Annotated in this window: 14 protein-coding genes; 11 read left to right on the top strand and 3 right to left on the bottom strand. The window is 45.6% G+C overall.

Annotated features, from left to right (window positions below):
• Nucleotides 1-124 precede the first annotated feature (124 nt).
• The 9 genes from L3C95_RS17150 to L3C95_RS17110 all read left to right on the top strand — a co-directional run bounded on the left by L3C95_RS17150 (nucleotide 125) and on the right by L3C95_RS17110 (nucleotide 11,661).
• Nucleotides 125-919, top strand: coding sequence for a hypothetical protein (locus L3C95_RS17150; RefSeq protein ID WP_236389337.1), 795 nt, complete (start codon nucleotides 125-127; stop codon nucleotides 917-919).
• 633 nt (nucleotides 920-1,552) lie between these two features.
• Nucleotides 1,553-2,140, top strand: coding sequence for a DUF3347 domain-containing protein (locus L3C95_RS17145; protein ID WP_236389336.1), 588 nt, complete (start codon nucleotides 1,553-1,555; stop codon nucleotides 2,138-2,140).
• A gap of 7 nt (nucleotides 2,141-2,147) precedes the next feature.
• Complete coding sequence (locus L3C95_RS17140; protein WP_236389334.1) at nucleotides 2,148-2,612, top strand: heme-binding domain-containing protein; 465 nt, start codon at nucleotides 2,148-2,150, stop codon at nucleotides 2,610-2,612.
• Nucleotides 2,613-2,781: 169 nt separating this feature from the next.
• On the top strand, nucleotides 2,782-3,069 hold the full coding sequence (locus tag L3C95_RS17135; protein WP_236389332.1) for a hypothetical protein: 288 nt from the start codon (nucleotides 2,782-2,784) through the stop codon (nucleotides 3,067-3,069).
• A 135-nt stretch (nucleotides 3,070-3,204) separates the two neighbouring features.
• Nucleotides 3,205-3,909: an ABC transporter ATP-binding protein gene (locus L3C95_RS17130; RefSeq protein ID WP_236389331.1), complete on the top strand. Its 705-nt coding sequence runs from the start codon at nucleotides 3,205-3,207 to the stop codon at nucleotides 3,907-3,909.
• A gap of 30 nt (nucleotides 3,910-3,939) precedes the next feature.
• Nucleotides 3,940-6,432: a TonB-dependent siderophore receptor gene (locus L3C95_RS17125; protein ID WP_236389329.1), complete on the top strand. Its 2,493-nt coding sequence runs from the start codon at nucleotides 3,940-3,942 to the stop codon at nucleotides 6,430-6,432.
• 34 nt (nucleotides 6,433-6,466) lie between these two features.
• A complete protein-coding gene (locus tag L3C95_RS17120) occupies nucleotides 6,467-7,903 on the top strand; it encodes a DUF3526 domain-containing protein (RefSeq protein WP_236389327.1) in 1,437 nt (478 codons plus the stop codon).
• A 3-nt stretch (nucleotides 7,904-7,906) separates the two neighbouring features.
• The gene (locus L3C95_RS17115; protein ID WP_236389326.1) at nucleotides 7,907-9,256 is read left to right on the top strand and encodes a DUF3526 domain-containing protein; all 1,350 of its coding nucleotides are present in this window, start codon (nucleotides 7,907-7,909) and stop codon (nucleotides 9,254-9,256) included.
• A gap of 8 nt (nucleotides 9,257-9,264) precedes the next feature.
• A complete protein-coding gene (locus tag L3C95_RS17110; protein ID WP_236389324.1) occupies nucleotides 9,265-11,661 on the top strand; it encodes a TonB-dependent receptor in 2,397 nt (798 codons plus the stop codon).
• A gap of 7 nt (nucleotides 11,662-11,668) precedes the next feature.
• Here the strand turns inward: L3C95_RS17110 and L3C95_RS17105 are convergent, their stop codons facing one another.
• The 3 genes from L3C95_RS17105 to L3C95_RS17095 form a co-directional block, all read right to left on the bottom strand.
• Nucleotides 11,669-12,319, bottom strand: a complete 651-nt coding sequence (locus tag L3C95_RS17105) for an HD domain-containing protein (RefSeq protein ID WP_236389322.1) — start codon at nucleotides 12,317-12,319, stop codon at nucleotides 11,669-11,671.
• Between the two features lie 13 nt (nucleotides 12,320-12,332).
• Nucleotides 12,333-12,803: a carboxymuconolactone decarboxylase family protein gene (locus L3C95_RS17100; protein ID WP_236389321.1), complete on the bottom strand. Its 471-nt coding sequence runs from the start codon at nucleotides 12,801-12,803 to the stop codon at nucleotides 12,333-12,335.
• Nucleotides 12,804-12,864: 61 nt separating this feature from the next.
• A complete protein-coding gene (locus L3C95_RS17095) occupies nucleotides 12,865-13,440 on the bottom strand; it encodes a Crp/Fnr family transcriptional regulator (protein ID WP_236389320.1) in 576 nt (191 codons plus the stop codon).
• Nucleotides 13,441-13,701: 261 nt separating this feature from the next.
• Between L3C95_RS17095 and L3C95_RS17090 the strand changes: the two genes are divergently transcribed.
• Nucleotides 13,702-13,998, top strand: a complete 297-nt coding sequence (locus tag L3C95_RS17090; RefSeq protein WP_236389319.1) for a hypothetical protein — start codon at nucleotides 13,702-13,704, stop codon at nucleotides 13,996-13,998.
• Nucleotides 13,998-16,061 (top strand): DNA ligase D, encoded by a 2,064-nt coding sequence (gene ligD / locus L3C95_RS17085; protein WP_236389565.1) that lies wholly within the window; start codon nucleotides 13,998-14,000, stop codon nucleotides 16,059-16,061. Before L3C95_RS17090 ends, ligD begins: the two co-directional genes overlap by 1 nt.
• Nucleotides 16,062-16,163 lie beyond the last annotated feature (102 nt).

Genomic DNA, 16,163 nt, shown 5'->3' with positions numbered 1-16,163 from the left:
TAAACTATCTGTTTGTAAGATCGTTGCATAGTACGAACACGTCCAAAATTCCGCCACATTATTTTTTTACATTATCGCAATAGCAATCAACGTATAGCTATTGAAGTGGGAGGTTAATAATCCAATGGCAAAGAGTAAACACTACTACATTCGCAAGGCGCACCGTTATTTGGGTCTTATTTTAGGGATACAGTTTTTATTGTGGACAGTTGGAGGGCTATACTTTAGCTGGAGCAATATGGATGAGGTACATGGAGACTTTGAAAAAAAGAAGCCACCTTTCCTGCCTGTTAATGGGGCTATAGTGTCGCCTTCTGTTGCAATTGACAGCATCCGTAAAACGCATCCGGTTGATTCATTGGTGTCCGTACAATTGATTGAAATATCGGGCGGGCTTTTTTATCAGGTGCGCAGTGTAAGTAAGGCGCTTTCGGGAGTTGGTCATGAACATCACGCGCGGACAGTAACCTACCTGGCTGATGCCGTTACGGGGAAATTGAAAGCGCCACTGACGAAGGAAGAGGCGATACAGGTTGCAAAACAGCGATTCAAGGGGGAGCCCAGTGTAATATCTGTTGAATACCTTGCTGCAGCAAACGGGCATCATGAATACCGCGAAAGTCCACTACCAGCGTATGCCATCACATTTGATCATCCTGCAGGCACAACTGTGTACGTAGCCAGTGAACTGGGAACCGTTCAGAAATTCCGTAATAACAAATGGAGGGTATTCGATTTCCTTTGGATGTTGCATACAATGGATTACCAGTCGAGGGATAACATCAGTAACATTTTGCTCCGTGTATTTTCCATATTCGGCCTGATAACGGTCATTTCCGGCTTTGTACTTTATGGTATCAGTTTTAAAGGCTTTAAAAAGAAACGGGTGAGTGCCGCAGCAGGGAAAAGCGGGATGTAAAAGGCTTTGCTTTACGAGAGAAACAATTCACTTATTGGAGTTACTTTGATGAAAAGAAATGTGTCCATACGACGCTGCAATGCAGCACTACTGCTAATCGTATTTTTGCTGAATACGGTTGTCGGTTTTGTATGTGCTGTAGGACGGGACCTGGGGCATAATTTTACACATCATCATGAACATAACGGAACTGAAGCACCGGAAACACAAGGATCACATCAGCACACACATGTAAATAATCATCATCACCACCATCAAAAGAAAGGGAAAGATAACTGTTGTAATGACAATGTGATCAGACTGGTCCAGGCTGACAAATCCTTGCCTCTGGTACCGGACCTTAGTATTAATCCTGCATGCTTCATAGTTTTCATTTCCGCATTCTATAACATTGATATTTTGACTTGCTCCCGGGCGAAAGTAAATGGTAGATACTTTGTCCGGAGCTATCATCCTCCCATACCGGATATTCGCATAGCCATACAGAGTTTTCAGATTTGATTGTTTTTTGTTAAGCATTCAGGGCCTTATTGCCCTGGAAAGTATTTGTCTTTTAACACATTGACAGGGATATGCCTTTTCCTGCAGGTATGCGCCTGCCCCTAATCAATTAATTACATTAAAACATCAGAAATGAAATACATTATTTTGACGGCGGCCACCAGTATGGTCTTTTTAACAGCCTGCAACAGCAACAATAGTCAATCAAAAGCAGTTAGCGATACTGTACAATCAGCGCAGGCCACTTCCGGTAACATGCCAGCAGCAACAGATAAGCAGCAATCGGAGTCTCCTGTTAAAGCGATCGTTAACAGCTATCTTGCTATGAAGAATGCCCTGGCGATTGATAATGATAAAAGCACTGCTACAGCGGGAGATGCTATGGTTGAGGCATTTCAGCAATTCAATAAATCATCATTAACGGCAGAACAAAAAAAGGTGTATGAGGATGTAGAGAGTGATGCCAGAGAGCATGCGGAGCATATCGGAAAGAATGCCGGTAATATCAAACATCAACGGGAACACTTTGAAATGCTGAGTAAGGATATGTATGAACTGGTGAAGACCTACGGTGCGGGGCAACAACTCTATTATGATCATTGCCCTATGTATAACAATGGCAAGGGAGCTGACTGGATCAGCGAAACAAAGGAGATTTCCAATCCCTATTTTGGTAAGGAAATGTCTGCCTGTGGTACTGTAACGGAAGAACTAAAATAGAGGAGCAATGCGTCGAACAAAGACATGGCTGTTAATGCTATTCATTGCTTTCGCTGTTATTCAGTTTATACAACCTGCCCGCAATCAAAGCGGGCAGGTATTGCAGACAGATATCACAAAAGTATACCCGGTTCCTGCCGGCGTACGGACGATTTTGGAGTCTGCCTGTTACGACTGCCATAGCAATACAACCCGGTATCCCTGGTATTCCTATATACAACCTGCGGGCTGGTGGTTGGTATCTCATATCAGGGAAGGGAAAGAAGAGCTTAATTTCAGCGATTTCGGGTCTTACTCATCTAAAAGGCGGATAAGTAAACTTCGGTCAATTGAAAGCAGTATCCATGATGGTACCATGCCCTTATCCTCTTACACCTCATTGCACAAGGAGGCCCGGCTCACAGAAGAAGAAAAGCAACTGGTAACCGCATGGGCAGGTAAACTTAGGGATAGCCTTGCTGCAGCAAATTAGGCTACTTATGTCCGCTTTTAGCGACCTTACTACTCCCTTGTCGTCCATAACATGATAAATAACCAGCCAAAAAAACTGTTTATATCAGTTATTAACCCCTATATTTGCAACATTGTTACAATTGTAGATGGGATTAAACCTTAGACACCGGCGCATTTTAGCAACACTTATGCTGTTGCTTTACGGCTTCATTATGACGCCCGTAGTGCTCTGGCATTCCCATACACACCAGGCGACACATGCATACTTTAAAGCGCCTGGTACTGATAAAGAACGGCTTAAAGCCACGCATTCATGCATTATATGTGAGCATGCCTTTGCTCCCTACATATCCACTGAAGATACCTGGCTCAATCCGGCTCCTGTCTTTTACCTGCATTATAACCAGTCCTGCATAACAGACACGCCGGTTGACTGTACACGCCACTATAACACCCGGGGCTCTCCAGCCGTCTAGCTTTATCATGATTTAATGTGCCTCCGTATCTCCTTATAGATCCCGGAAAACATTTGCCATACTTGCTCTTTCGGGATCAGTGGAAACACTGTGCCCCGAAAGTTGCGCCTTCCTGTTAATATCAAATCAATCTATATGTCAGTCGTATTAGAAGCGGTAAATCTTACAAAAGAATACCAGCAGTACACAGCACTCAGGCAATTATCCCTGACTATCCATGCCGGTGAAGTATTCTGTCTCCTCGGACAAAACGGGGCAGGTAAAACCACCACCATTAATCTGTTCCTTGGTTTTCTTGAGCCCTCCGGAGGAAAAGCGCTCATCAAGGGGGTAGAAGTGAAGCCCAATGATACGGCAACTAAAAACATGGTCGCCTATATTCCTGAAGTTGTGCAGTTATATGGGAACCTCAGTGGTATAGAGAACCTTGATTTCTTCAGCCGTCTTGCAGGCTTCTCCTATTCCAGAGACGCTTTGGCGGCCTTTCTGCTGAAAGCAGGGCTTCAGGCAGAAGCACATAATAAACGCCTGGGAACTTATAGTAAGGGGATGCGACAGAAAGTAGGCATTGCTATCGCCCTGTCCAAAAATGCAGATGTGATCTTCATGGATGAACCTACCAGTGGCCTCGATCCGAAAGCTACCGCAGAATTTACTGCCATCTGCAAGGAGCTCGCTGCAGATGGCAAGACCATCTTCATGGCTACGCACGACATATTCAATGCTGTAAATGTGGGCTCACGTATTGGCATTATGAAACAAGGTACACTGGTTCATGCTGTAAGCACCAACGGTATTTCCGCCACCGAATTACAACAGCTTTATCTCGAAACAATATAAAAGCTGCTACCCATCATCAATAGATCTGTCATGAAATATATATTACTGTTGCTCTTGTCTGCCAGTACAAGTATAGCCGCTTATGGCCAGAACGTACTCAGGGGACAGGTGAAAAACGAATTTAACCAACCTGTCGCCGGTGCATCTGTCTCCGTCAGACAAAAAAATAATACACAGGCCGCCATCTCAGATACCTCCGGATATTATGCAGCGGCAGGTCTGCGCGACGGCGCAGCAGAAATTCTCATATCCGCAATAGGATACAAAACCGCTCATGAATGGCTGACTCTCTCCGGTAACGGAGAATATAACCTGATCCTGCTGTCGGAATCCGGTAAACTACAGGCTGTTGAGGTAATGGGCCGGTCATCTAAAAAGTATAACAGCGAATACAGCTTCAGCGCCACCCGTACCGCCATCCTCAATAAAGAACTGCCACAGTCTATCGGTACTATCACCAAAGAGCTGATTAAAGACCGTCAGGCTTTCCAGCTGGCAGATGCTGTAAAGGTAATTCCGGGGGTCATACAATCCAGCTATTATAATCAGTACGCTATACGGGGTATCAGTCAGAATGAAGAAGGACAGATCATTAACGGAATGCGTACCCACCAGTATTACTTCCTGCAACCACTCACTGCAAACATAGAAAGGGTAGAAGTGCTCAAAGGTCCTGCCAGCGCTACCTTTTCCAGTGTCGACCCCGGTGGTAGTATCAACCTCGTTACAAAAAAGCCGCTGGCATTCAACCGGAAGGAAATCAGCCTTAGCGCTGGCAGTTTCAGCACCATCCGTGGTACAATGGATTTTACGGGCCCGCTGGATAAAGACAAAAAATTACTTTACCGTCTCAACGGCGCCTATCAGCAGGCGCAGAGCTATCGGGACCTGGTGCGGAATAATGCGCTGCTCATCTCTCCTTCATTCTCATACATACCGAACAATAAGACTGCCATTAACGTAGAGGTCATTTACAGCGATATGACAGGAAACCTCGACAGGGGCCAACCCATCTTTGGCGCCGTTGCGGGTAAAACAGATCTGCGTAGCACGCCCATATCCCTCAACCTCGGCGCCGGAAGTGATTTCTTCAAGTCGAAAGAACTCATTATCACAGGGAGCCTGTCTCACAAGTTCAATGAGGCCATCAGCATCAATGCGACCTACATGAAGCAAACATGGCGTGAAGACCTGCAGGAACACAGAACGACCAACGCATATGCCGTGAACATAGACAATCAACCCGTTACATCTCTGGTGGGAATGCAGTTTGTACAACGTCAGCAGAACTGGAATACGGATAATGTCAATGTCTATTTTAACTTCAATTTCGCAACTGGTAAAGTAAAACATGAATTACTGGCAGGATATGATCTGAGCAACTGGCGGAAGTTGAAGGGCGGCGGACAAAACTCCGCACGTGGTTACCTGCTTAAAGACGGCTCCGTGGCGAACTCCTTTGTACCGGCAAACGCTGCTAATTATCAGACCGTCACCTACAACGGGCAAACCCTTCCAAAGCCTAACGTGAATTACTTCGATCTGAACAATCCTTCGTATACCATCCGGAATATCAGCGATTACAACCTGAATGCCCGCACAGCCATTCCTGCAGCGCTGACCACAACAAATGGTCTGTATATACAGGAACAGCTGCGCTGGAATAAATTGATCGTACTATTGGGATTGCGACAGGAATGGTTCGAAGACATCACCAACTATAAAGCACCACGCGAATTGTCGTTCACGAATAAAAAACCATTACCTCGTATCGGCATCACTTATGGTGTCACCAGTCAGGTGAATATTTACACAACTTACCTGCAGGGATATCAGCCGCAGAGTAACACGGTAACACTATTGCCATCCACCGGCAGCTACTTCTGGACCGATCAATCTGCCTCACGTTTCAAACCGCTGATCAGCGATCTGAAAGAAGCGGGCGCAAAAGGAGAATTCCTTGACGGAAAATTGAATGTAAACCTGGCCTTCTACGAGATCAATCAGAAGAACCTGTTGATGAATGCCAATCTGCCTGATTATCCTGATTCCCTCATCACACGCGGGGCTGAGCGTAGCCATGGTTTCGAGATAGATGTTACCGGATACCTGTTGCCTAACTGGCAGGTTTTCGCCTCTTATAGTTATATCGATGCAAGGATCATGGAAGACACTAATCCACAGTTGAAAGGCGCCCGTAAACAGAATACGCCGTATAACAGTGCGAGTCTCTGGACACGATACAACCTTGCTGGCGTTCCGGTGCTGAAGGACCTGGGTATTGGTCTGGGTGTTCAGCATAACGGCGATCGTTTGCCCTGGTTCGACAGGTCATTTAAAACACCTGCTTACACGCTGCTGGATCTGGCCGCATATTATACTCCCGGTAAAAGCAATATGCAGATTGCATTGAATGTGAATAATGTGCTGAATACTACCTATTGGATTGGTGCGCAGAATTATCAACGCCTTTTCCCGGGAGCGCCTCGTAATGCTACACTCACAGCAACCTACAACTTTTGATGGACTGCTGTAAATAAAGCTAAAACACAACAACATGAATCAGATAAAGATTATTGCCGGCTACTTCCTGAAAGTAACGCTTCGGAGCAAAGCGCTGGCTGCTATTTATATTGTCTGGCTGCTGCTGGTACTCTTCGCCGCATTTACCGGCTATAGGACCTATGCAGACCGGAATGCGCTTCTTACCAGCTTCCAGCAACAGGCCAGACAAAGCTGGGAAGCAAATCCCGATAAACATCCGCACCGTATGGCCCATTTTGGGTCCTTTGCGTTTCGCCTCAAACATCCTTTAAGCATGTTTGACTATGGTATGGAAAGCTATACCGGTAATGCCGTGTTCCTTGAGGCACACAGACAGAATACGGTCAACTTCAGTGAGGCCGGCTTCAGTACCGGGCTGCTGCGCTTTGGCGAGATCAGCTTGTCTATGCTGATACAGGTCATATTACCGCTGATATTATTCTTCCTCGGATTCAATGCTATATCGCAGCAAAGAGAAAATGGCACATTGAAAATACTCCTGAGTCAGGGCGCGGGTTTCCGTGCACTTATCTGGGGAAATAGTCTCGGCCTGATGCTGATAGCATTACTGTTCCTGTTGCCGGTGGTATTGGCCGCTGCCTTACAACTTGCATGTACGACCCTGCCTGCAGATAGTTTTGTGAGTTTGCGGAGCATCTGTCTGGCGTTCTTTTTTCTCGCTTATCTGTGGCTTGTCAGCACTGTGGCCATCTGTATATCGGCCGGTAGTGGCGATAGCAGGGCTTCTCTGCTGAAATTGCTCGGCATCTGGCTGCTGATGGCGATCGTGCTTCCTAAAACCTTGCAGGCCATTGGTAGTGCCCTGCATCCTGCTCCCGGTAAGATCGAATTTGATACCGCTGTGGAAAAAGAGGTGCTTCAGATCGGAGATAGCCATAATCCTGATGATCCGCATTTCAAACATCTCAAAGATTCCGTGTTAAAAGCAAATCATGTGGATAGCGTGCAGCAGCTTCCTTTTAACTACAGTGGTTTTCAGATGCGGGAAGGGGAGCGCCTCAGTGCGGAAGTATACAACAATCGCCTGCAGCAATTGTACAATGTTTATGAGCAACAGAATAATATCAGCTGCTATGCCACCTTTATCAATCCGCTCCTGGGTATTAAGAATATCAGCATGGCTTTGAGTGGAACCGATTTCAACTCCTACAGGCATTTTCAGAATGCGGCAGAGGTTTACCGGTATAACCTTGCCCAAACCATGAATGAATTGCAGATGAAGTATATCGGTAATGTGAAAACAGCTCATGATAAACCGCAGATCATCGGGAAAGAGCATTGGACCGGATTCCCCGATTTTCACTACAGTTACCAGTCCATGGCATCAGTTACAGCGCAGCAGACATTAGCTGTCATAGCCATGTTCGGCTGGTTCATCCTTTCATTTGTGCTTATTTATTTCACCGCTGCCAACGCTAAAGCAATTTAAGATATGTATCGTTTAGCATTTAAGAACTTTATCCGCAGTAAGTCCGTTGTCATAGCACTGGCGCTTTTCCTGGTTATTGGTGTCATCAGTATCTGCATAGGAAAACAGTTCCTTGATAAACAACAGGCCGCTATTAATGCCGTAACAGCACTCCAGGAACAACAGATCGAAAGAAATGTGCATCATGTCAGCGATCAGTTCGGATTGCTGATGTATTACCTGCGTTTCGCCTATATCAATAAACCCGATCCTGCAGCATCGCTGGCTATAGGTCAGCAGGATATTAATTCATCCATTCAATACCTCACCATACGCGGCCTGGAGGCACAACGCTATGATACAGATCTGTTCAATCCTTATAACCAGTTAACAGGCAATCTGGATCTGAGTTTTGTCATATTGTTCCTTTTCCCCTTGCTGATCATCGCTTTCAACTTTAATGTATTGTCGCAGGAAACTGAGAATGGAACATGGTCGCTGATAAGAGTGCAGGTAAACAAACCGCTGAAGTTTATCCTTCATAAACTCAGTATACGACTTATTGTAGTACTCGTACTGTTGTTGCTACTATTGCTACTGGCTGTGATCATCATTGGTCTGCCGGTGACTGTAAAATTCCTGGCTTACACGGTCATTGCCGTTGCCTATGTTTTTTTCTGGTTCGCGGTCTGTTTTCTAATCATCGTGCTCCGTTTGAATAGCAGTATCAGCGCGCTTTTGCTGTTAAGCACATGGGTATTACTATGTCTGTTGGTTCCTGCCATCATCAATAATTACCTGACGGCGCGTTATCCTGTAAATGAGGCATATAATACCTTCCTCAAGCAGCGGGATGGCTATCATACCAAATGGGACAAAGATCAGGATAGTACAATACAGGCATTGTTCAGGCACTATCCGCAATACAGGCAGTATGAATGGAAGTCACCGAAATTCAACTATCTGTGGTTCTACGCCATGCAGCAACAGGGCGACGACGAAGCCGCTGCAGAGAGTAAAGCTATGTTTGAAAAACTCTGCCAGCGCCAGCAGGCTGCAAATTATGCAGCGCTCTTTTTCCCGCCGATGCACGCGCAACTGCAGTTCACGGATATAGTCGGTACTGGCCTGAAGCGGCAATTGCAATATCTCGACAGCACGGCGCTCTTTCATGAGAACAAGAAGCTGCACTTCTATCCTAAGATCTTTGGAGATAGTGCGGTGGCAGGAGAGGACTGGACACAGCACAAACCAACATACTTCCAGGCGTCCAATCCTGTCAACTGGATCTCATTGATTACACCATTTGTCCTGTTTGTGTTAATACTGGGTGCTACAGCCACCTTTATCTTCAACAGGAATGGCATAAAATAGCTGATGTCATGAAAAGTCATTATCTGCTTACAGTGTTGATAATACTCGCCTTATCACAAAAAGTTTTTTCGCAGAGCCGTATGCTTACCGGGCATGTGAAGGATGCAGAGGGAAATTCACTTCCCTTTGCATCTGTTGCCATCCGGTCCCTCCATGACACTGGTAAAGTGCGAAATGCGCAGGCTGATAGTGCAGGCACTTACCAGTTCAGGCAGCTGCCTGCAGGAACTTACGTGCTTACTGCAACATTCCTGAACATCTTCCGTAATCGGGCGGATACTGTTCTTCTTGGCGGCGATAAAACTATATATAATCTGGTTTTACATGCCGCTGCCACTAACTTGTCGGGTATTGTCGTCAGCTCTTCCCGGCCTCCGATGACAACCGAAAAAGGGAAAATTATTTTTAATGTGCAGCATGCAGCTAATGGCGCAGGACAAACAGCGTTGGATCTCCTTGGGAAGATCCCTGGCATATCCGTGGACGGAGAGGGCAATATAAGTTATGGTGGAAGCGGCGGCGTAAATGTGATGGTGAATGGACGTATGACCTATTTTTCAGGTGCACAACTGGCTAACTACCTGAAAGGGCTTAATACGGAAGACCTTAGTAAAATAGAGCTTATTTCTTCCCCTGACGCGTCTTTTGATGCAGCAGGAAATGCAGGTATTATCAATATCGTTTCAAAGAAGAAGATCTCCGGCGGACTCGCCATTGACCTGCGGTCTGCTGTAAGCGTCGGCAGATATTGGATGACAAATCAAAACATCGCCCTGAACTATACGGCGCAGCAATTCAGTCTGTATGGAGGTTTTGATTATAATACGCCCCATAAGTACCTGGACCGGAAAGGAGGGAATGTGTTACCGCAGGGTGATGATACACTCCACCTCCGGAGAAGTACGGCTTCTGCATATAAGATCCGCTATTACACGTGGAGGGCCGGCATGGAATATAGATTTCATCCGCAGCATACACTTGGTCTGCACTACCATGGATATCTGGATGACTTCACCTGCGTACACAATACTACCATACAGACCATTCATAAATCCGGGGCCTTACAGTCAGCCAGTGTTTCGCGTAACAGCATTGTAGAACCTTATTACTATGACGCAGTGAACCTGGCCTACAAATATGATATTGATAGCGCCGGGAAAAAGTTGACAGTAGATGCCGATTACACCAGTTACCGCAACTACTCTGAAGCCGCTATGGTTGTGCGTGACTTTGAATCCGACGGTAGCAGCTCTTCAGAAAATACATTGTGGTCTTATCAGCCAGGTTTTGTTAAAATCAAATCCGTCAAAGCAGATGTTGAACTGCCTTTTAATGGGCTGTTGCTGAAGGCCGGACTGAAATATGCAGCCGTGAGCAATGATAATGCATTTAGATTTGATTCATTACAGAATGGTACGATTACAGAAATTGATAATATCAGCAACCATTTCCAGTATAATGAACGCATCGCAGCAGGGTATATTTCAGCAACTGTACGTATTCATAAAACCAGTATCAATGCCGGATTACGGCTCGAAAATACGGGTGCTGGCGTACAACTGCTTAAACAGCGTACAACAAACCACTGGAAGTTTACACAGTTATTCCCTTCACTTTCTGTTGAGCATTCGGTGAATGATGATCATCAGTTAAACCTGTCCGTCAGTCGTCGCATTAACCGTCCTGGTTATACAGAACTGAATCCGGTACGCTGGTACCGCGATCCATATTTTTACTACTCTGGCAATCCGGCTCTGGTTCCCGATCTTGCCTGGAATTTATCAGCGGTTTATAATTTACAGCGGAAGTATATATTCACCTTAAGTTACCGGCACAGTAACCGGTATGTATCAGAACAACTGGCTTTTGATGAATACACACGGGCTATCAAAAGTCAGAGTGCTAATCTGGGAACTATGCAGCGCGTGGAGGGAAGGATCTCAATTCCCCTGTCAATATGCTCATTCTGGCAATTACAGTATTACGCTAATGTCAGCTATACTACTTATCCCATCAGTATGACGACTGGCAGGCATCAGCTGTCACAATGGTCAGCAGCATTTTCTCTGCAGCAGGATTTTTCACTGCCCGGAGGAGTCAAAGCCACCCTCAATAGTTATCTGACAACAGCTGAATTGCGTGGTATTTATCGCAGCAGGGCGGTGTATTATCACGACGCAGGCCTGAAGAAAACCTTATGGCAGAACAAGTGTTCCGTTCAGATAACTGTGAGTGATTTGTTTGATACAAGCCGCCTGCAGGGACAGGCATTGACAGATTTTACAGATTTTTATTACAATGATAAGCCCGATAGCCGCCGTTGCGGACTATCTGTTACTTATCACATCGGAGGTAGATCTGCTAAGCCATCCTTCCGGAAAACAGAAGAGCAGGAACGCTTATAGATGCCGGTCACTCGTCCCAGGGCGACCCGAGAATGATATCGCAGAAGTTCTTTCTCTCGAAATCGGGTATCATGAACGCGCAGATATCAGCATTGATACTGCCATAAGTGGTCTCCGGTTTGTGTTTAAAGCCATCAAAGAAAGTGGGAATGACCCCCTTCTTAAATCCGCTGCGAGGAAAGTGTGTGACGATGTCTTCGCGTACTGTTTCGGATAAGTGCTCATAGCCTCTGCCTACGACATCCAACGCTACACCATAGTTCAATAAAGCCACTTCTGCTTCTTTATACGGCGCAACGGCGGGTGTCGTATGCAATGCTATCGCGTCCCAGACCAGCTGAAGCGCTTGTTGTGGAAGTCCATGGCCTCGCAGAAACTCACGGGCCGCATTGGCGCCATCTACTTCAAAACACTTATCAGGGCTGCTGTAATGCGCCATAAGGCCAAGGTCGTGAAAAGCCGCGCTGACATACAACAACTCAGGATCATAAGCTATCTTTTTCTGTCCGCCAGTCAGGGACGCAAATAAGAACGTCCGTAATGAATGATTATATAGCAATTCTGTGCCATGCTCAAGCAATAATTCCGTTGCCTGTCTGGCTATTGTGCTGTCGGGTATTTTAATACCGGCGACCACTTTAGGCATCTTTGTCGTCATACTTCTTAAGTTTTCAGGGGAATCTGCCACTACTTTTAACAGGTATTGTTTTCGTGGAAATGCCCACGCGATTCAGAAAGTTGATATGACATGCCAGAACAATAAGATCTGCGATTTCTTTCGTATTAAAGTGAGCTTTCAGCTTTTCATATGTTTTATCCGAAACGCCATGAACCGAAATGTGTGTTATTTCTTCTGCAAATCGAATGGCGCTTTTCTCGCTCTCACTGAAGAGCGGACTTTCCTCCCAGGCGGAGAGGGCAAATATCCTGCGCGATGATTCTCCCTGTTGTAAAGCTTCCTGGGTATGGTACTCAATACAAAATACACATTTGTTAATTTGGGAGACCCTGACTTTAATGAGCTCTCTCAGTGCTCCCGGTACTGATGAAGCATTCAGGCGTTTGTCTATTGCAGCGATCTGTTCCCAGTACAATGGTTCTTCTTTCCATACATCTAAACGATGCTTAATTGACTTGATCATAAATTGAACTTTTTACAGCTGCAAAGTTCAACAGGAAGGACGTCTATTTACTTAAACTGGTTTAAGAAAGGTACTTTTTCCGGATTTCGCTGAGGTATTCCGGGGTAAAGCCAAGATAAGAAGCGAGTAAATATTGAGGTACGCGCTGCATGAAATCAGGAAAATGCTGACTGAAATGCCGGTATAATTCTTCTTTTGAAAATTCGTACAGGAACCGGAACCTCATTTGAGCAGCAGCGTAGGCTTTCTGGAACAGCAAATGGAAATACTCGTTTAATTCCGGCACTTCTTTTAACAGTTTCCGCTGATGTTCAGCTGTAATGCATAACACTTCAGTTTTTTCTACAGCGCGAATGGAGAACTGGGCGGCGGTACTGTGTTGAAAAGCCATGAAGTCTGATACCCACCAGTTTTCGATAGCAAAATCAACTGTCTGTTCCATTCCGTTTTGCCGCAGGTAAAATAAGTGTACACATCCTTTGACAACAAAGAATTTTTCATGACATCTGTCGCCTTCAGTTAGCAACAACTCTTTTTTCTTATAAATCCTGTGTTCGAAAAAAGCTTCCAGCAAATTCAATTTGTCCGGATCAATCGTACAAAATTTGCCGATATGTGCTATAAGATGTTCTATCACCAGTGGTAAATTTTCGCAGGAGGTAAAATTAGGACTATTTCTGATGCATGTCGTTTTATCCCGGGCAATACTACTATATCCGCTTTTACACCCGGATAATGTGGTAACGGCTATTAAAGGTATAATTTACACCACCCTTTCGCAATAAAATGACACTCGTATTACGCTGATCGGTAAGCCTGGTGATTTTCCGTACCGCTCAAGCTATGCAATCTCTCCGCCGCGGCATATTTATTGAGCCTGAATTAGAAACAGCGCAACATGCAACAGATGAATTTGGAGGGCTTGAATGTTGTTGAGCTAAATTACGAGTCAGCAGATTTGCCTAAGCCAGTGAGAGACTTTAAGCCGCAGGTCTATCAGGATGGAGACAGCTTTTGCTGTTTACTCGGTCCGGATCCGCAGGCTGGCATCTTTGGATGTGGTCCATCGCCGACAGCGGCAATGGAGGATTGGGTGGGACATTTCAACGACCGGATAAAGCATCCGTCTCCCGACGACCCGATTGCAACTGAAATATGTGATTATCTGACAACGAATAAAAAAGATGTCTGGTGATGGTAGCGAAACGTCGTTCCAAAAAGGGTGACGAAATGCCGCACGACATTGTCCCTATGCTTTGCACGTTAGTTGAGAAGCCACCTGCAAGTGAAGAGTATCTTTATGAAGTAAAGTGGGATGGCTATAGAATTATAGCATATGTATCTGACGCGAATGTCACACTAAGAAGTCGTGGCGGACAAGATTATACGGCGAAGTATCCGCTTGTCGTACGAGCGCTTGCTCAGCTGGGACATGATGCTGTTCTCGATGGAGAAGTCGTTGTATTCGGGGATGATGGTTTGCCGGATTTTGGTGCATTGCAAAGATATAATGGTAAAACCACTCCAATAAGTTATTGTTTGTTTGACTTATTGTGGTTGGATGGGAAAAGTATGCTTGACGAACCACTCGAATCACGTAAAGCACTCCTGCAAAAGGTAATAGGACGATTCCCTGTATTGCGATACAGTGAATCTTTTGACGACGGTCACGCATTATATACGGAAATGCAGAATCGCGGATTGGAAGGGATTATAGCAAAGCTGCGCGGCAGTGTATATATCCCCGGCAATCGCGGAAGTTATTGGTTAAAGATACCGACCCGCATCAGGCAGGAGTTTGTCATTGGCGCTTACGCCGAGTCAGAACGTGGCCGGGCATTCAGATCCCTGTTGTTTGGCGCATACAATAACGCTGGTCAGCTGGAGTGGATAGGCCGCTCCGGCGGCGGGTTTAAACATAAGGAAATGCCAGCTATTCTGGCCCGGCTGAAAAAGCTGGAAATAAAGAAGTCTCCGTTCGTCAATAAAATCCTGGATACGAAAGGCGCCGTGATCCACTATTTGAAGCCTGTATTGGTAGCTAATTTCGAATTTGCCGCCTGGACCGAATCCGGACGCATTCGTAAGCCTGCTACCTTTCTGGGTTTCCGTACCGATAAAGATCCTAAAACGGTAGTGCGTGAGTTGCCAACATCGGTGCCAAAGAACACGCCGCAAGAAGAAAAGCGGCCTTTGAAAAAAACATCGCATGCGGGTAAGACAATGGTAAGTAAGAAGCAGCATAAATACTTAAATAGAGATAGTAACTGGAAGAGAATCGACGAAGAGCAACAGGACGCCGAATGGTTGGATTTCGAAATGCAGCACTGTACGATTCCGGTTCACAACCTTCAACGGGAATTGTGGAAGGATGTACCAAAGGGTAAATTGTTGATCTATTACAATCAAATCAGCTCCCTGATTTTACCCTACATATATGACCGCCCGCAGTCTTTAAACCTGAAGCTGACACATGCCGGTGGACCGACTACCTTTCTGAAAGATATGGAAAACCGCCAGCCGGATTGCGCGCAGATCTTTACCACTAAACGGGAAATTGAAAACCGGCAGAAGCGAAATGTGATTGACTACCTGGTAGTAAACAATGCGGAGACATTGATCTATATGATCGATTTGGGCTGTGTCGACGTGAATCCATGGTCCTCCAGAGTACAGCATCCGAAAGAACCGGATTACCTTTGGCTGGACCTGGACCCTACTATTCCTGGCAGCTTTAGTAAATCAGATAAGCGGGAAGCGGAAGAAGTCGGGTTCAACATGGCAAAGGAAACCGCGTTAGCTGCACATGAAGTCCTGAAGAAATTTAAACTTACTTCGTTTGTAAAAACCAGTGGCAAAACAGGAATGCATATCTACATCCCCTGTCACGGGTTTAGCAATGCCATGGTAACCGATATGGCTTACAAGCTGGCAAAGGAAATTCACCTGCTTGTTCCTGATATTACCACCTTAAACCGCACAGTCGCTCAGCGGGGTAACAATGTATATATTGATCCGGAGCAAAACTACTATACTAAAACGCTGGCAGCGCCCTATTCAATCCGTCCCTATCATGAGCCATTAGTTTCGGCTCCACTCGATTGGCGTGAGGTCAAGCCTTCCCTGGACAGGTGGGCGTTTAATTTGAATACAATGCAGGACAGGCTTAGAAAAAAGGGCGACTTATTTCAAAGACTGATGGATAAAAAAATTGCCGCCTCAAATGCAAAGATCCTGATGAAGCGTTTTGGCGAATGATCCCTATTATAACAGCTCCCTTACCGTTAAACAAATTCTTCTTCACATATACACTTTGTTCGTTAAATTGGGATTTTCCGTAATAATGGCCGAAGGTACAGA

This window comes from Chitinophaga filiformis (assembly GCF_021646545.1).
GTDB lineage: Bacteria > Bacteroidota > Bacteroidia > Chitinophagales > Chitinophagaceae > Chitinophaga > Chitinophaga filiformis_A.
Note: the sequence above shows the minus strand (reverse complement) of the source record. Positions and strands in the feature narration are given on the sequence as shown.